We start from the raw sequence: 17935 nt of genomic DNA on the forward strand, positions 1-17935 counted from the left end.
TTCTCCCTTTCTGGCCCTGAATACTCCGGGGGTGCGGGGGGCTGGCCCCCCGCCGATCCGCCCCAAGCGCTTAGGTTTCTGGTCGCTTACCCGCGTGCAACAATCTGAAAACTTCCATCGCGGTTGCGGATCACACAGGACTTTGGCGTCAGCGTCGGCAAGGTGCGCGTTTTGCCCACAGTCGCGGCCTTGGCCACATGGTCCGGACAGGGCGGGATCGAAACGGGCGCATAGCCCTTGTCGGCCATACATTGCCCCTCCACCCGCTTGCGCAGCCCGTCATTGGGATCAAATGTGATGGTTTCACCGGGAATCACATACCCGGGCACAATGGTGCAATTCCCCGCAGAATCGCAGCGTTTGTAGGCTGGTACAAACTCCGGGGGGGTGCGCCGCACCTGAACCGATGCCGGCACATCGCGCAGCGCCTTTACCTCACAGGCCGTGGTGTCGCGGTTGAGCCGGTCAACGCTGACGCCGGTGCGGTAATAGGTGTTCAGCGGCGCACAGGCGGTCACGGTGGCCAGCGCAATCACAAGAAGGGTGATTTTCTGTTGCATGGCATCAGTTTGCACCGGACCGCGCGTCATGACAATCGCTTGACCCTTGCTTTGGGCGCTGTCATGCCCTCTAACCGACATCAGACCGTGCAGCCTTTGGGCCGCACAAACAGCGTGAGGACGCCATCATGAAAGTGATCATTTGTGGTGCAGGGCAGGTGGGCTGGCAAATCGCCCGCCATCTGAGCGGCGAGCGCAATGATGTGACCGTTGTCGACAACAACGCCGATCTGGTGCGCCGCGCCACGGATACGCTCGATGTGCAGGGCATTGCAGGTTTTGCAAGCTATCCCGATGTGCTTGACCGGGCCGGCGCCCGCGACGCCGAGATGATCATCGCCGCCACCCATTCCGATGAGGTCAACATGGTGACCTGTCAGGTGGCCCACTCGGTTTTTGGGATCAACCGCAAGATTGCCCGCCTGCGCAGCCAATCCTATCTGGATGCGATCTATTCCGATCTCTACCGACGCGATCATATGCCCATCGATGTGGTGATCAGCCCCGAAAAAGAAGTTGCCAATGCCGCGCTGTTGCGCCTTTCGGCCCCGGCTGCCTTTGACACAGAGGTGTTCATGGACGGCAAGGCGCATCTGCTGGGCATCACTCTGGATGCCGATTGCCCGGTGGTGAACACGCCTCTGCGTCAGTTGACGGACCTTTTTTCAACCCTGCGGGCCGTTGTGGTCGGTGTGCGCCGCGATGGCACGCTCTTTGCCCCTGAATCCAAGGACCAGCTTTTTGTCGGGGACGATTGTTATCTTTTCTGCCACCGCGACGACATTCCGCGCACGATGGAAATCTTTGGTAAAAAAACCTCCAAGCAGGAACGGGTTGTTCTGGTGGGCGGTGGCAACGTGGGCCTGACCGTGGCGCAGCACCTGGAATCCGACGCGCGGCGTATTCGCACCAAGATCATCGAGAAAAGCCGCCGCTGCGCTGAAAAGGCCGCCGAAGCTTTGGAGCGCACCATTGTTCTGAATGGTGATGGTCTGGATGCGGCCCTGTTGGCCGAGGCGGGGATTGCCCGTGCCGACGCCATGCTGGCGGTCACAGATGACGACAAAACCAACATGCTGGCCTGTGTGCGGGCCAAGGCGGAGGGGTGCCATTACGTGATTGCCCTGATCAACGATCCGACGCTGGTGCCGCTGATGACGCCACTGGGTATTGACGCCTATATCAACCCCCGCGCCACGACGGTCAGTTCGATCCTGCGCCACATCCGACATGGCCGGGTGCGGGCGGTCTATTCCATTGGCGATGCCGAAGCAGAGGTGATCGAGGCCGAAGTGTTGTCCACATCGCCCATGGCGGGCCAGCTGGTCAGTGAGATTGATTTTCCCGAAGGTGTTCTGATGGGCATGGTCCGCAAGGGCGACGAGGTGATCCGCCCCAAAGGCAGCACCCGCATCGACGAGGGGGATGTGATTGTCCTGTTTACATTGGCCAAGGACGTGCCACAGGTCGAGCAGCTGATGCAGGTTTCCATCGACTTTTTCTAACCGCAAAAGGACAGAACGCCCTTGCGCCGTCAAAGCTACATCCGTGCTGAACTCGTGAAACTGCCGCTGTTCCTGTTGTTGTTCGGGGCGGCCTCGGTTTCGATGATTGTGCCGGCCCTGCATGGGCTGGTGGTCAATGATCACGCAGCCTCTCGGGCATTCTTTTACGCAGGGCTGCTGGGCACGGTGGTCTTTGTTCTGCTGGCAGTGGCCTTGTCCGGGCGGCCTGCGCGCTCCACTGCCTTGGGGCCGCTGATCTCGCTGTTCTCGGCCTTTGTGTTTCTACCGCTGGTGCTTGCCGTGCCCTTTATCGAAGCCTTGCCCACCACGCGGTTTCTGCATGCTTATTTTGAGATGGTCAGCGCCATCACCACCACCGGGGCGACGATGTTTGACGATCCGGGCCGCCTCAGCGGGACGTTGCATCTTTGGCGGGCGCAGGTTGGCTGGATGGGCGGTTTGCTGATGTGGGTGGCCGCATCTGCGATTTTGGCGCCGCTGCATTTGGGCGGTTTTGAGGTCACGGCACAGGCCGAGCCGGGCCATATTGACCCCGAAGCCAGCGGCCGCATGGCCCCGATTGACCCGCGCGAGCGGCTGCTCAGGGTCTCGCGGGCGTTGCTGCCGATCTATGCCGGTCTGACGCTGCTGCTGTGGTTGCTGCTTCTGGCCGGAGGCGCCGCCCCGTTGACAGCGCTTTGCCATGCGATGTCTGTGATGGCGACCTCGGGCATTTCGCCGGTGGGCGGTGTGGAGCAGGCCCAGACCGGCCTCACGGGCGAGGTGGTTATGGTGCTGTTCATGCTGTTTGCCCTGTCGCGGCTGACTTTCTCCAAAGACACGGTGACGGCAACCCAGGGCGGATTGCTGACTGATCCGGAATTCCGCATCGGCATCTTTGTGGTGATCGCAGTGCCATTGATCCTGTTCGGGCGACATTTTCTGGGGGCCTTTGATGTGGCGGCGATGGAAAACCTGACCCAAGCCGGCTACGCGCTTTGGGGCGCGGTCTTTACGGTGATGTCCTTCCTGACCACCACGGGCTTTGTCTCTGAACACTGGGGGGAGGCCAAAAGCTGGTCCGGGCTGGCCACCCCGGGGCTGATCCTGATGGGGCTTGCCCTGATTGGCGGCGGCGTGGCGACGACCGCAGGCGGCGTCAAGCTGCTGCGGGTCTTTGCCCTTTACCGCAACGGCACCCGCGAGATGGAGCGTCTTGTGCACCCCTCATCGGTGAGCGGGGCAGGCCTGTCAGGCCGCAGGCTGCAAAGCAACGGCGCGTTCATTGCCTGGATCTTTTTCATGCTCTTTGCCCTGTCGCTGGCCGCGGTCACGCTGCTTTTGACCTTGGCAGGCACAAAGTTTGAAGCCGCTTTGGTGCTGTCCGTGGCCAGCCTTTCGACCACGGGCCCGCTGGTGCAATATGCCACGGACACGCCCATCCACCTGATTGAACTCAGCCTAACAGCCAAGGCCGTACTCTGCGGTGCGATGGTTCTGGGGCGGCTGGAAACCCTTGCGATAATTGCACTTCTGACACCGGATTTGTGGCGCACCTGACGTTGCACCTGTGGCGCACGTGACACGGCAGGGCGCGAGATAGGCAAAAATCCCTGATATGGGGCTGGAATCTCCGCATGGCGCACTTCATACTGCTCCGAATGGGGGGGTCCATGCGTGGACGCCAGCAAGAAAAAAAGCGAGAATAACCATGGCGTCAGACAGACAGAACCTTCAGGACGCGTTCCTGAACCACGTACGCAAGACCAAAGTACCGGTTACAATTTTCCTGATCAACGGTGTGAAACTGCAAGGCGTCATCACATGGTTTGACAATTTCTGTGTGTTGCTGCGCCGCGATGGCCAGTCCCAGCTTGTCTACAAACATGCGATTTCGACCATCATGCCGAGCCAGCCGATCAGCCTTTATGAGGGCGAAGACGCGTCTTGAGCCGCGCACAATTTCAAATTGACGACACGGATGGCCCGCGGGTGACCCGCGCTTGGGTGCTGCACCCGGACATCCGGTCCAATCCCGATCGCCGTGATCCCAAACCCGCCTTGGAAGAGGCGGTGTCGCTGGCGCGTGCCTTGCCGCAACTTGAGGTGGTGGGCGCCGACGTGGTGCCGCTGCGTACGGTCAGCGCTGGCATGCTGTTTGGGTCGGGCAAAATCAAGGAGGTCCATGACCAGCTTGAGGCTGCTGAGGTTGAACTGGTGCTGGTGGACGGCCCGGTCAGCCCGGTGCAACAGCGCAATCTGGAAAAGGCCTGGGGTGTGAAACTGCTGGACCGGACCGGCCTCATTCTGGAGATTTTCAGCGACCGCGCCGCGACTCGCGAGGGTGTATTGCAGGTCGAAATGGCCGCGCTGAACTATCAGCGCACGCGGCTGGTGCGGGCCTGGACCCACCTGGAACGCCAACGTGGCGGGCTGGGCTTTGTGGGCGGTCCCGGTGAGACCCAGATCGAGGCAGACCGCCGCGCCATCGACGAACAACTGGTGCGTCTGCGCCGCCAGCTTGAAAAGGTCGTGAAAACCCGCGCGCTGCATCGCGCAGCACGGGCCAAGGTACCTTATCCGATCGTGGCGCTGGTCGGCTATACCAACGCAGGAAAATCGACGCTTTTCAACCGGTTGACCGGCGCAGATGTGATGGCGAAAGACATGCTGTTTGCCACGCTGGACCCCACGATGCGGTCTCTGGTGCTGCCGGACGGGCCGGAAATTATCCTCAGCGACACGGTTGGTTTCATCAGCGATCTGCCGACCGAATTGGTCGCGGCCTTCCGCGCGACGCTTGAAGAGGTGCTTGCCGCAGATATCATCTGTCATGTGCGCGATATTTCCCATGATGAGACCGAGGAACAGGCCCGCGACGTGCTTGAAATCCTGACCTCTCTTGGGGTGCCGGAGGAGACGCGGACCTTCGAGATCTGGAACAAAATTGATCAACTGACGCCAGAGGCCGCCGACGCCATGCGCCAGCGGGCCGAGCGGGATGAGAACGTTCTGGCGATCTCTGCCATCACCGGCGAGGGGCTGGACGCGTTGCAGGCCGTGATCGCCGAGGCATTGCAGGGGGCCGTGCGCGATGCAGACCTGACGCTGGGTTTTTCTGAAGGCAAGAAACGTGCGTGGCTCTTTGCGCAGGACGTGGTGCAAGAAGAGCGCCAGACCGAGGACGGGTTCGAGATGACCGTGCGCTGGTCAGCCCAACAAGAGGCGCAGTTTCAGCGTTTGTAAGCCAAGAATTTTGAAAATTCTTGTTCGGAAAAATTGAAATTTTCCGGCCCCTTGAGATTTTCTGTCATTTTATTGTGAGAGCGGGCTAGGGGGCCAGCCCCCGTCCTGCGGACTCCCCCGGAATATTTTGGGCCAAAAAGGGAACGGAGGTCAGGCGCCGGTTTCGCTGGCCCAACGCCATGTGCCGGGGCGCAGTGCATTCAGGTGCCAAGCGCCGATCTGGCTGCGGATCAGCCGCAATGTCGGCAGGCCGACATGGGCGGTCATGCGGCGCACCTGTCTGTTACGGCCCTCGCGGATAGTGATTTGCAGCCAGGCGTCCGGCACGGATTTGCGAAAGCGCACGGGTGGATCGCGCTCCCACAGGTCTGCGGGCGGATCGATCTGGGTGATGGTGGCCGGGGCGGTCTTGCCATCCTTGAGCGTCACGCCTTTGCGCAGAGCGTCCAAGGCGGCCGCGTCCGGTGTGCCTTCGACCTGGACCAGATAGGTTTTTGGGCGTTTGTATTTTGGATGGGCGATGCGGGCCTGCAGGGCGCCGTTGTCGGTGAGCACCAGCAGACCTTCGCTGTCTTTGTCGAGGCGTCCAGCAGGGTAGAAGCCCGGCTCGTCAATGAACCCCGAAAGGGTGGGACGTGCACTGCCCTCGGTGCCTTTGTCGGTGAATTGCGACAGCACGCCAAAAGGCTTGTTGAAAAGGATCACGCGGTTCATGGGGTCTCCGGCGTCAGGATCGTGATGCCAACCGAGGCAGCCCGGGCCAGATCAGCGTCCAGCGACATCGGGATATATTCACCGCGCCGCCAAAGCTGTGCCAGATCGTCATAGTGGCGCGACAGGAAATGCCCCGACTGCCCGGTGGAGGTGACAAACACCGAGCTGTCTGGGTCGGCAAAGTCATAAACCCCGCGATAGCCCGCGCCATGCACATTGTGAAACGGGTCTGGATCGCTGCCTTTGGTACGGCCGCGCAGCAGGGTGTTATCGCCGCCTGAAGTGGACTGGCGGATGTTCATGAAATAGCGCAGCACCGGCACATCGCCCAGCACCTGATGGTCGTGGGTGGCCTGATGCGCATCGCCCCAGCGCAGGCTTTCCAGTTCTCCGCCCCAGGTTTCGCTGATCCACAACAGGGCGTCGTCGAGGGCGAGGCGGGCCATTTCCGGGCAGCTTTCGGTCTGGGCCGATTGCAGCACGTCGCACCATGCCGCCGCGCCGTTCACATCGCGGAACACCCTTTCGATAAAGAGCGGCTCAACGTGATCAAACTCCGCTGCCAATGGGCCCAGTTCGTCCTGGATGAGCCGGTCCTGAAGCGCCCGCAGCCATGCCATGTAGATCAGCGGTTCCGGCAGGTGTTCGTTCATCTCGCCGGACCATGCCGCAAGCAGGATCAGCGCCCGCTGGCGCTGGCGTTCGGCTGTGCCTTCTGCTGCGGCCTCACCGGTGAACCACAGCTCTGCGCCGATCAGGGGCAGCAGGGACCGCGCGGTGAAGCTGACCGTGTCCAGCTGCGCCTCGATAAAGCTGTCGCGGGTGTGGACCTGCCGAGTTTGCATCAACCGGTTCCAGCGTTGCACCCGCTGCGTATCACCCCAGACAAAGGAAACATGGTTGGGGAACGGACGGTCCACGGTCTTGTTATTGGTATTGCCCAGAATGCCCCCTGCGGGCGCGACAAATTCGGGGTTGGCGGTATAGGGCAGCATGCCTTGCCAACGGTTTGCCGCGATCCAGCCCGGTGAGGGCATGCGCCCCTGGCTTTGATGATCCGCATCGCGGCGTGGCATCGCGCCGATGGTTTTCATCGCAATCTTGCTTCGGTCCACCAGCGTCAGGTTCTGCGCCGGTGCGATATAGCTTTGGGCGGCTTCAATCGCTTGCTCAACAGTTTTGGCCTCCATCACACCCATCGCGGCGTCCAGCGTGGTGTCCCGCCCGCTCAGCACTGTCCAGTTGACCGAGGCCACGTGGCCCGGCGGGGTGACCGCGGCCAGATTGTAGTGACTGCCCGGCAGCAGTGGGCCATTATCGGTCCAGCGCAGGGTCAGGGTAACGGGATCTGCATCCTTGACCGTGATGATGGAAGAGCGTGTGCGGAATTGTTTGAACCCTGTTGGCGTGCGGTATTCCTGCGGGTTTTCGGGGTTCAGTTCTTCGATATAGACGTCCTGATCATCGACATAGGCCGAGGTCAGCCCCCAGCCCAAATCGGCGCTGCGCCCGGTCATCACGGCGGGCATGCCGGGGATTGTGCCGCCGATCACGCCGCCCGATTGCAGCTCAAGCCGGGCCAGATACCAGATGGCCGGTGCGGTGAAGCCAAGATGCGGATCATTGGCCAGCAAGGTGCCGCCGGAGGCCGAGCGCGAGGGGGCTGCCGCCCAGGCGTTTGATGCGCCCGCAAAAGCCATATGTTTGAAAGGCGACAGCGGGTGCGGATCCAGCGGGATGTTGGCTGAAAATTGTCTGGTGCCGGGCACAAGGGCGGCGTATTCCGGCAGGGCTGCCACGCCGGTTCCGGGCGCATCGGGCAGGATATCGGACAGCCGGTCCGCATCCGGCAGGGCCAGAGAGCTGCGCGCGCGGATCACCTCGGCCTCCAGATGGCCCGAAAGCTGCAAGCCCATCAGCTTACCGATGGCCACGGAATCTGCCGGCCGCCAAGGCGCCATGGGCGCGTTGAACAGCAGCATTTCAGGCGCACCGCGCCCCAGGGCTTCGGTATTGATCTGTGTCAGGCGGGCGTTTACGCCTGCGGAATAGGCCTCAAGCGCGGAGCGGGTTTCGGGCGCCAGAGCCTCAACCGATTGCACAGAAAGCGTATAGATATCAAAGCGTCGCAGCAGCTTGTCAATGTTCAGCGTGGCACTGCCGTAGACCTCGCTCAGCCGTCCTTGCGCGGTGCGGCGCAGATTGATCATCTGCCACATGCGGTCCTGCGCATGGGCAAAACCGAGACCAAAAAAGACGTCTGCATCGGACTGGCCGAAGATATGCGGCACATTGGCGTTGTCGCGGACGATTTCGACCTCTGCGCCCAGCCCGCGCACCGCCACCTCGTCATCGTAATCGGGCAGGGACCGTGCGGCGATCCAATAGATCAAGGTCACGCTCAGCACGCTCAACACGATCAACAAGACAGCAAGCCGGACCAGCCAGCGAAAGATGAGGGCCATTGAACGCTCCGATAAGGCGGCACCGATTGACCAAGGCGCACGAGGTGTTAGGTATCTAATCGCAATAGCGCAACTGGCAGACAAGGAAAAGCAGATGGCAAAGCTCGCATTTTTGGGACTTGGAGTAATGGGCGCGCCCATGGCAGGGCATCTGCAAAAGGCCGGGCATGAGGTCACGGTTTACAACCGCACCGCGTCCAAGGCCGAAGATTGGGCCAAGACCTATGGCGGGCAGGCAGCGGCGACCCCGCGCGAGGCTGCGCAAGGCGCCGAATGTGTGATGGCCTGTGTGGGCAATGATGATGATCTGCGGTCCGTCTGCGTCGGCGACGATGGGGCGTTTGCCGGAATGGACGCGGGGGCCATCTTTGTCGACCACACCACCGTTTCGGCCGCTGTCACACGAGAGCTTTATGCAGCGGCGGATGCGGCGCAAATCTCATTTGTGGATGCACCGATTTCCGGCGGGCAGGCGGGTGCGGAAAATGCCCAGCTGTCCATCATGTGCGGCGGTGATCAGGGCGCGTTTGATCGCGCGTTGCCGGTGATGGAGGTTTATTCCAAGATTTGCCGCCGCATCGGCGACAGTGGCGCGGGCCAGATGACCAAGATGTGCAACCAGATTGCCATCGCCGGTGTGGTGCAAGGCCTGTCCGAGGCGCTGCATTTTGCCGAGAAGGCCGGGCTGGACGGACGTGCCGTTGTCGAAGTGATCAGCCAAGGCGCGGCTGGATCATGGCAGATGGCCAATCGCTATGAGACCATGCTGGACAACGAATTTGACCACGGCTTTGCGGTGGATTGGATGCGTAAGGATCTGGGGATTTGTCTGGACACAGCCGATGAAACCGGAGCCAGCCTGCCGATCACCGCGCTGGTGGATCAGTTCTACAAAGACGTGCAGAAAATCGGCGGCGGGCGCTGGGACACCTCCAGCCTGATCCAGCGGTTGCGGGCCCTGGACGGAACCCATGACACTTAACCCTTTGCAAAGGTTTCTTTGACATCAGGGGGGCAGTTTCGGGAGATTTTCCATGACCGCTGCCCCCTCTCACGCTGCCCAAGACCCAAGTGGGTTTGAATCCCGGCATTTCGGCATCGACGATATCTTTTATTCGCGGACCGATCGCCGGGGGATCATTCTGGCGGCAAATGCGGTGTTTCAACGGGTGTCGGTCTACGATTGGGCCGATCTGATCGGCGCACCTCACAATGTGATCCGCCACCCCGATATGCCGCGCGGTGTCTTTCATCTCATGTGGTCGATGCTGGCAGATGGGAAACCGTTCTGCGGCTATATCAAGAACAAGGCCGAAGACGGCAGTCACTATTGGGTGCTTGCCGTGGCTTGTCCGTTGGAGGAGGGGTTTGTCTCTGTTCGGATCAAACCAGGCAGCAAGATGTTTCGCCAGGCGCAGCAGATGTACATCGATCTGTGCCATCGTGAGCGCAACGAGGGTCTTTCGCCCGAGGCCAGCAGTGCCGCTTTCTTGACCGCTGTCCAATCGGCAGGTCACGGCGATTACGACAGTTTCATGACCCAAGCCTTGACCGAGGAAACCAGACAGCGCGACATCGCCTTGCAACGGCCAGTGGACTGGCGGCTCAGGTCAATCCTCTCCATCAAGGAAGGCGTGAAGGAAATCGAAGATCATGCCGGTGACGTGGTGCGGATCTTCAAACAGACCAACCAGATCCCCTATAATATGCGCCTTCAGGCAGGCCGGCTGGAGGGAACAGACGGGCCGATCAGTGTGATTTCAAACAACCACCGCCAAATGACGCAATCCTTGGCCGATGCGGTTGCGACATTCAGTGAGAAATCATTGCTCGGAAATGACTATCTGTTGCAGGCCGAATTTTTGCACGGGGTCTCGCGGGTGCAACATGATCTGCTGCAACACTTTGCTGTTGAGCCTGTGATCGAAGGGCAGGACAAACCCCACGAAATGGCCTTGTTGTCGGGCCAGCAGTCGGATTTCATCTGCAAGGCGCATAAGGCAGTGGTGGAAGTGTCCGACAGGGTATGCGCGTTTTCAAAGATTTGCAATGATGTCAGACGCTTGAAAGCGGGTTTGGAAATGACACGGGTGATGTGCAAGATCGAACGCTCGCGCATCGCGGAACGGGTTGATGGGCTTGATGAAATCGTCCAGCAGTTGGGCAAGGCGCAGACCGATCTCGATGACCTGCTGAGCAAGATGGACGGTGCTGTGCAGCAGATACTTGAGGCGGCGGAACGGTTGACGCAATCCCGGCAGAAGGCCGCATAGCGCCTTCCGCCGGTGATCTGTAATCAGGGGATAATGCGCGTGTATTTCGTGCCCTCAAGGGTGGCACCGATCCGCAGACCTGCCCGGCCAAAGACCGCTGCCAAAACCGGCGCAAGTGCGGTTGTGGTCTCTGCCGCGACGCTGTCACCCTTGTCAGAGATCACATATTCCAGATCGGCCCCCGCCGCCCAACCGGGCGCACGGCGGAAATCGCCAAGCGCTTCTTCGGTCATGAAGAACAGAACATGCGCATATTGCTGTGCGCCGATCTGCAACCCGCCAGAGGCTTTGGCGACCGAATAATAGTCCACGGTGATGTCATTGACGCGCAAGGCACCGCGCCCGTAGGCACCGCCAAGGCCCAAACCGGCCTCCGTGACCAGCGGCATCACCAGCATCCCGTTGGCCTTGGCCGCCAGTTGCTGCGTGTTGGGAAAGCTGCGGTACATTTCGTTGATCGTCGCATCGACCCGCGCGTCAATGGTCTGCGGTCCGCGCCCGCCAATACCGTTGCCGCAGGCCGCGACGGCCCCGACAGACGCCATTGCGCCGAGGGTAAACGCACGCCGTGAATAAATCGGATTGCTCATTTGATTTGCCTGTTTGTTGCCTGATGCCGGTTTTTCCGAATTGAGCGCAATCATAGGCGGGTTTTCGCCCCTTGTCATGCGCTTTAGACCCATGGGCGAAATGGTGCCGCTGGGCGACCGATCAAATCGCGGCGAAGAGGGTCGCCATCTCTATGCTTCCCCCTGCGGCCCGCTCACCCTCCGTTCAGGATCCGTGCCGCTGCAGGGGCGAAATAGGTCAAAACCCCGTCACATCCGGCCCGCTTGAACGCCATCAGGCTTTCCATCATCACCCGTTCCTCATCGATCCAGCCGTTTTGGGCGGCAGCCTTGATCATGCTGTATTCGCCAGACACCTGATAGGCGAATGTGGGCGCGCCAAACTGGTCTTTGACCCGGCGGCAGATGTCCAAATAAGGCTGGCCCGGCTTGACCATGACCATATCCGCACCCTCTGCCAGATCCCGCGCCACCAGACGCAGCGCCTCGTCCGAATTGGCAGGGTCCATCTGATAGGTCTTTTTGTCGCCCGTGAGCGCACCCGAAGCGCCAACCGCATCGCGGAAGGGACCGTAAAAGGCAGAGGCATATTTGGCTGCATAGCTAAGGATCGCAACGGAGGAATGACCCGCGCCCTCAAGCGCGGACCGGATCGCGCCAATCCGGCCATCCATCATATCCGAAGGGCCAATGATATCCGCGCCGGCTTCTGCCTGGCTCAGGGCCATCTTGACCAAAGCCTCAACGGTGCGATCGTTGACGATGATACCATCCTCCACAAACCCGTCGTGGCCGTTGATGTTATAGGTATCAAGCGCCACATCGCTCATCACGACGATATGGGGATAGGCTTGCTTGATGGCCGCGATGGCGCGGTTGGCCGGGTTTTGCGGATCCCAGGCACCGGCGCAATCCTCGGTCCGGTTCTCAAGTCCGGTATAGGGAAACACGCAAATCGCACCGATCCCCAGTGCATCGGCCTCGGCTGCGGCCTCCACCACCTTGTCCACACTGCGGCGCATCACACCGGGCATGGAGGGCACAGGTTCCACAATGTCATTTCCGGCACGCACAAAAATCGGCCAAATCAGATCACCGACCTCAAGCGCATTTTCCCGCACCAAGGCCCGCATGGCAGGGGAAACACGGCTCCGGCGCAGGCGTGTAGCGGGGAAGGGGGCGTGGACAGGGTGCATGCAAAAATACCTCAATTTGTCTTCCCCAAGGCTTGCCACGAAAAATCTGCCTCCTCAAGGCTAGGAATTGCCGGGCGGCTTGGGTATGTCCTGCGCATTCTGCCAAAGTGGATGACGACCTTGGACTGGTATCAAACTCTTTTTGAATTGATTGACATGCGCTCTTTCTCGAACCTGTGGTTCTGGATAGTGCTTGCAGTGGTCTGGTCCACGGCCAGCCATTGGGTGCTGGGCGTGCCTTATGACATGGTTCTGCGGGCGCGGCGCCATGCCGGACAGGCCGAGGTGGACCTCGAAGATATGGTGCGGATCAACGTCAATCGGTTGCTCTATATCGGACGGGTGTCCGGACTTTGGCTGCTGGGCTTTGGCTGCTTCTTTTTGACGATGCTGGTTCTGATGGGGTTTGTCTACGGCATGGAATTTGCCCAAGCGGTGTTTCTGCTGGGCTTTCCGCTGTCCTTGATCGGGATGTTGAGCCTGTCGACAGCCCGTTTGATCCAGATGGAAGAGGCCGCTGGCGATCTGTTGCACAAGCGGCTGATGCGGCACCGGCTTTACACGCAAATTATCGGCATGATCTCGATTTTCGTGACCGCGCTTTGGGGCATGTATCAGAACATGACCATTGGCGCACTTGGCGGTTGACTGCGCGCCCGCCCGCGCCAAGTGAGACGGTATGGCACAAAAGAGCAAACTCACCCTGTCCGGGGTTCCCGAAGGATTTGACGCCCAGGCGATCCTGACCGAAATCGGCAAAAGCGATGCGCCGGTATTGCACGTCGCGCGGGACGACAAACGCATGGCCGCGATCAAGGCCGCGCTCAGTTTTTTTGCACCTGACATGCCCGTCGTCACTTTTCCCGGCTGGGATTGCCTGCCCTATGATCGGGTGTCGCCCAATGCTGATATTTCGGCGCAGCGGATGGCGACACTGGCCGCCTTGGTGCATGGCATGCCGGAGAAATTTATCCTGCTGACCACCCTGAACGCCGCGACACAGCGGGTGCCGGCCCGCGCCATCCTGCGCGATGCAGCGTTCACTGCCCGTGTGGGGGACCGGATCGACGAGGCCGCGCTGCGCAATTTTCTGGTGCGCATGGGTTTTGTCCAAAGTCCCACGGTGATGGAGCCGGGCGATTACGCGGTGCGCGGCGGGATCATCGACATCTTCCCGCCCGGTGATCTGGGGCCGGTGCGGCTTGATCTTTTTGGGGATGTGCTGGACGGCGCGCGCCGGTTTGACGCGGCCACCCAGCGGACCACCGAAAAGCTTGATCTGGTGGAACTTGCCCCGGTCAGCGAGGTCATTCTCGATGAACCTGCCATCACCCGGTTTCGGCAAAACTATCGGATCGAATTTGGTGCCGCCGGGACCGATGATCCGCTGTATGAGGCGATCAGTGCGGGCCGCAAGCATCAAGGGGCGGAACATTGGCTGCCGTTCTTTCACGATGGCTTGGAGACCCTGTTTGACTATCTGCCGCAGGCCACGATCACGCTGGATGATCAGGTCACGCCCACACGCATCGCCCGTTGGGACAGCATTGCGGATCAATATGAAACCCGCCGTTTGGCCATGGCCAACCGCAGCCGCATGGACAGCGTCTATAAGCCCAGTCCGCCAGAGGGGCTTTACCTGACGGATGAGGCTTGGCTTTTGGCCACGCAGGAACACCGGATGATCCAGTTCAATCCGTTGCCGCAGCCGACAGGCCCAAATGTTCTGGACGCAGGCGCACGGATTGGCCGCAACTTTGCACCCGAACGCCAACAGGAATCTATCAGCCTTTTTGGTGCCTTGGCGTCCCATGTGAAAGCAAAACTTCAAGACGGGCCGGTGTTGATTGCCAGCTATTCCGAAGGCGCACGCGAGCGGCTCACCGGTCTGATCGAAGACGAAGGTCTGGCCGAGGCGATCCCGGTGCCCAACGCCACGCGGATCGGTAAACGCGGGTTGCATCTGGCCGTTTGGGCGCTGGAACACGGTTTCGAAGCCCCCGGCCTCACGGTGATTTCAGAGCAAGACGTGCTGGGGGACCGGTTGATCCGCGCGCCCAAGCGCAAGCGCCGCGCCGAGAACTTCCTGACCGAAGCCCAAAGCCTCAGCCCCGGTGATCTGGTGGTGCATGTCGATCACGGCATAGGGCGTTATCTGGGCATGGAGGTGGTCACCGCCGCCGGGGCCGCCCATGAATGTCTGGTGCTGGAATACGCCGAACAGGCCAAGCTGTACCTGCCTGTCGAGAACATCGAACTGCTGTCGCGCTACGGCCATGAAGAAGGGCTGCTGGACCGTCTGGGCGGCGGCGCGTGGCAGTCCAAGAAGGCCAAGCTCAAGGAACGCATCCGCGAGATGGCGGACAAGCTGATCCGGATTGCCGCCGAACGCGCCCTGCGCAAAGCGCCGGTGCTGGAGCCGCCCGCGGGCATGTGGGACGCATTCTCGGCCCGTTTTCCCTATACCGAAACCGATGATCAATTGCGGGCCATCGGCGATGTGATCGACGATCTGACCTCTGGAAACCCGATGGACCGTTTGGTCTGCGGCGATGTCGGCTTTGGCAAGACCGAAGTGGCGATGCGCGCGGCTTTTGTTGCGGCGATGTCAGGTGCGCAGGTGGCAGTGATTGCGCCGACCACTTTGCTGGCCCGCCAACACTACAAAAGCTTTGCCGAACGGTTTCGCGGCTTTCCAATCAATGTTCGGCAGCTCAGCCGTTTTGTCACCGCAAAAGACGCCGCATTGACCCGTGACGGGATGACCAAAGGCACCGTCGACATTGTGATCGGCACCCATGCGCTTTTGGCGAAAAACATTAGATTTCAAAATCTTGGCCTGCTCGTAATTGACGAAGAGCAGCATTTTGGCGTTGGTCACAAAGAGCGGCTCAAGCAGCTGCGCTCTGACATACATGTTCTGACCCTGACCGCGACACCCATCCCGCGCACCTTGCAATTGTCCCTCACTGGCGTGCGCGATCTGAGCATCATCGGCACGCCGCCAGTAGATCGTCTGGCGATCCGCACCTACGTCAGCGAATTTGACGCCGTGACCCTGCGCGAGGCGCTGCTGCGCGAACATTATCGGGGCGGACAAAGCTTTTACGTGGTGCCGCGCATCAGCGATCTGCCGGAAATCGAAGAATTCCTCAAAAACCAGCTGCCTGAGCTGACCTATGTGATTGCACACGGGCAAATGGCAGCGGGGGAACTCGATGACCGGATGAATGCCTTTTACGATGGCAAATTTGACATTCTGCTGGCCACGACAATCGTGGAATCCGGTCTCGATATCCCAACCGCAAATACCATGATCGTGCACCGCGCCGATATGTTTGGTCTGGCACAGCTTTACCAGATCCGCGGCCGGGTCGGCCGGTCCAAAACCCGCGCCTATGCCTATCTGACCACCAAACCGCGTGCGCGGCTGACCGCCACGGCAGAGAAGCGTCTGCGCGTGCTTGGATCGCTCGACACGCTTGGCGCGGGCTTTACGCTGGCCTCTCAGGATCTGGACATTCGCGGGGCAGGGAACCTGCTGGGCGAAGAGCAATCCGGCCAGATGCGAGATGTCGGCTTTGAGCTTTACCAATCCATGCTGGAAGAGGCGATTGCCAAGATCAAAGCCGGTGAGATGGAAGGGCTTTCTGAGGCTGATGACCAATGGGCGCCCCAAATCAATCTGGGCGTGCCTGTCCTGATTCCCGAGGCTTATGTGCCGGATCTGGACGTGCGTCTGGGACTTTATCGGCGCCTGTCGGGCCTTAGCACCAAGGTGGAGTTGGAAGGGTTTGCCGCCGAACTCATTGACCGCTTTGGCAAATTGCCACGTGAGGTAAACACGCTGATGCTTGTCGTGCGGATCAAGGCCATGTGCAAACGGGCTGGCATTGCCAAGCTGGACGGCGGGCCAAAGGGGGCCACGATCCAGTTCCACAACGACAAATACGCATCGCCCGAAGGTCTGGTGAAATTCATCGAGGATCAGCGTGGGTTGGCCAAGGTGCGCGACAACAAGATCGTTGTGCGCCGCGACTGGAAGAAGGACAGCGATAAGATCAAAGGCGCCTTTGCCATCGCCCGCGATCTGGCCGAACATGTGATTGCCAAGGAAAAACAGCGCAAAAAGGTCAAGGCCTGAGCTGCGGGCGGCTTACTCCGCCGCCTGCATCTGTGTCTCTATGCGCCCCAATTGCAGCATCAGGGCAAAGCCGATCACCGCCATGGCCATCACGGCCGCAAACAAAAGCTGCACCCCGCCATCAAAGTAGATGTCGATCAGCGAGGCCACAACAGCGGCAATCACGGTCGAAAATGACCCGATAACAGAGGCGGCCATGCCCGCGATATGGCCCATCGGCTCCATCGCGATGGCATTGAGATTGCCCAAGGTCAGCCCGGCCTGAAAGAAACAACAGGTCTGCCAGAAGAGAAAGGCGGCAAACCCGTAAGGTTCTGCCATATCCGCAACCCCGCTGACCAGCAGCGCGGCCGAGATGATGATCTGTGCGCCAAGGGTCATCGTCACCATCCGCCGCATCCCAAAGCGCATCACAAGCTTGGCATTCAGCAGGCTGGAACTGCCCGCGACAAGGGCAATCGCACCAAACCAATAGGGAAAGCTTTCGGCACGGCCATAGGTCACGTCATAGATTGACTGCACGCGCATCAAGGTCAGGAACAAGATCCCCATGGCAAGCGATTGCACAAAGATCGAGATCCGCACGCCGGGGTGGGCGAACATTTCCCTAACCGCGCTGCGCATCAGATGAAATTTGAGCGGCCTGCGGTTTTCCACAGGCAGCGTTTCCGGTAGGCGCAGGCCCATCCAAACCACGGATATAATTGAGAAAAGAATAAAGGCGACAAAGATACCGCGCCATCCAACACCGGCGATAATCACAGCGCCCATGGCCGGGGCAAAGGCAGGGATCAGGGTGAAAATCAGCATGACGATTGACACGATCCGCGCCATTTCGCGGCCCGCATAAAGATCACGCACAACGGCCACCGCAACAATCCGCGGACCGGATGCACCAAGCCCTTGAAACAGCCGCGCGACCAGCATCACCTCAAGTGTGGAACTGGCCCAGGCCACCGCCGCCGAGACAATATAGAGGCCCGCACCGATAAAGATAATCCGCCGCCGTCCAAAGGCATCAGACAGCGGACCGCTTATAAAGGTGCCAAGCCCCATGCCGAGCACAAAACTGGTCAGGATCAGGGCGGCGTTTTGAGGGGCATCCGGGGCAAGTTCGGCCCCCATAACCGGCAGGGCCGGCAGCATTGCATCGATCGAAAAGGCGATCGTTGCGAACATCATCGCGATGAGCGCAACAAATTCGGCGCGGCCCATGGCAAACCGGTCTGATTGCTCTGTCACGAAATGCTCCCTCAATGTGCA

The 17935-nt window shown here is 60.2% G+C and carries 14 protein-coding genes; 8 read left to right on the plus strand and 6 right to left on the minus strand.

Annotated features, from left to right (window positions below; genetic code table 11):
• Positions 1-86: 86 nt before the first annotated feature.
• Positions 87-590: a hypothetical protein gene (locus tag JNX03_RS04080; protein ID WP_231024137.1), complete on the minus strand. Its 504-nt coding sequence runs from the start codon at positions 588-590 to the stop codon at positions 87-89.
• 98 nt (positions 591-688) lie between these two features.
• Between JNX03_RS04080 and trkA the strand changes: the two genes are divergently transcribed.
• From trkA to hflX, 4 genes are all read left to right on the plus strand, one after another.
• On the plus strand, positions 689-2065 hold the full coding sequence (gene trkA, locus JNX03_RS04085; RefSeq protein ID WP_203211168.1) for a Trk system potassium transporter TrkA: 1377 nt from the start codon (positions 689-691) through the stop codon (positions 2063-2065).
• A 21-nt stretch (positions 2066-2086) separates the two neighbouring features.
• Positions 2087-3625, plus strand: a complete 1539-nt coding sequence (locus JNX03_RS04090; RefSeq protein WP_231024138.1) for a TrkH family potassium uptake protein — start codon at positions 2087-2089, stop codon at positions 3623-3625.
• 151 nt (positions 3626-3776) lie between these two features.
• The gene (gene hfq / locus JNX03_RS04095; RefSeq protein WP_007119530.1) at positions 3777-4016 is read left to right on the plus strand and encodes an RNA chaperone Hfq; all 240 of its coding nucleotides are present in this window, start codon (positions 3777-3779) and stop codon (positions 4014-4016) included.
• Positions 4013-5311, plus strand: coding sequence for a GTPase HflX (gene hflX / locus JNX03_RS04100; RefSeq protein ID WP_231024139.1), 1299 nt, complete (start codon positions 4013-4015; stop codon positions 5309-5311). The genes hfq and hflX overlap by 4 nt, the downstream gene beginning before the upstream one ends.
• Before the next feature lie 150 nt (positions 5312-5461).
• On the opposite strand, the gene JNX03_RS04105 is transcribed toward hflX, so the two are convergent.
• A complete protein-coding gene (locus JNX03_RS04105; RefSeq protein WP_203211169.1) occupies positions 5462-6025 on the minus strand; it encodes a pseudouridine synthase in 564 nt (187 codons plus the stop codon).
• Positions 6022-8490, minus strand: coding sequence for a penicillin acylase family protein (locus tag JNX03_RS04110; protein ID WP_203211170.1), 2469 nt, complete (start codon positions 8488-8490; stop codon positions 6022-6024). Before JNX03_RS04110 ends, JNX03_RS04105 begins: the two co-directional genes overlap by 4 nt.
• Between JNX03_RS04110 and JNX03_RS04115 the strand changes: the two genes are divergently transcribed.
• Entirely contained in the window at positions 8444-9472 is a 1029-nt protein-coding gene (locus tag JNX03_RS04115) for an NAD(P)-dependent oxidoreductase (protein ID WP_280526499.1), read from the plus strand. The two genes, JNX03_RS04110 and JNX03_RS04115, sit on opposite strands and share 47 nt — an antisense overlap.
• A gap of 52 nt (positions 9473-9524) precedes the next feature.
• Positions 9525-10763, plus strand: coding sequence for a PAS domain-containing protein (locus JNX03_RS04120; RefSeq protein ID WP_203211172.1), 1239 nt, complete (start codon positions 9525-9527; stop codon positions 10761-10763).
• Between the two features lie 23 nt (positions 10764-10786).
• Here JNX03_RS04120 and JNX03_RS04125 read toward each other — a convergent pair whose 3' ends face one another.
• Together JNX03_RS04125 and hemB are read right to left on the minus strand one after the other, a co-directional pair.
• Positions 10787-11353 carry a YSC84-related protein gene (locus JNX03_RS04125; RefSeq protein WP_203211173.1) on the minus strand — a complete coding sequence of 189 codons (567 nt, stop codon included), beginning with the start codon at positions 11351-11353 and terminating at the stop codon, positions 10787-10789.
• Positions 11354-11526: 173 nt separating this feature from the next.
• A complete protein-coding gene (gene hemB / locus JNX03_RS04130; protein WP_203211174.1) occupies positions 11527-12528 on the minus strand; it encodes a porphobilinogen synthase in 1002 nt (333 codons plus the stop codon).
• 120 nt (positions 12529-12648) lie between these two features.
• Between hemB and JNX03_RS04135 the strand changes: the two genes are divergently transcribed.
• Together JNX03_RS04135 and mfd are read left to right on the plus strand one after the other, a co-directional pair.
• Positions 12649-13176 (plus strand): component of SufBCD complex, encoded by a 528-nt coding sequence (locus JNX03_RS04135; RefSeq protein WP_203212127.1) that lies wholly within the window; start codon positions 12649-12651, stop codon positions 13174-13176.
• A 31-nt stretch (positions 13177-13207) separates the two neighbouring features.
• Positions 13208-16672 carry a transcription-repair coupling factor gene (gene mfd / locus JNX03_RS04140; RefSeq protein ID WP_203211175.1) on the plus strand — a complete coding sequence of 1155 codons (3465 nt, stop codon included), beginning with the start codon at positions 13208-13210 and terminating at the stop codon, positions 16670-16672.
• A 12-nt stretch (positions 16673-16684) separates the two neighbouring features.
• Here the strand turns inward: mfd and JNX03_RS04145 are convergent, their stop codons facing one another.
• Positions 16685-17914 (minus strand): multidrug effflux MFS transporter, encoded by a 1230-nt coding sequence (locus JNX03_RS04145; RefSeq protein ID WP_419584924.1) that lies wholly within the window; start codon positions 17912-17914, stop codon positions 16685-16687.
• Positions 17915-17935 lie beyond the last annotated feature (21 nt).

It is taken from the genome of Sulfitobacter mediterraneus (assembly GCF_016801775.1).
GTDB lineage: Bacteria > Pseudomonadota > Alphaproteobacteria > Rhodobacterales > Rhodobacteraceae > Sulfitobacter > Sulfitobacter mediterraneus_A.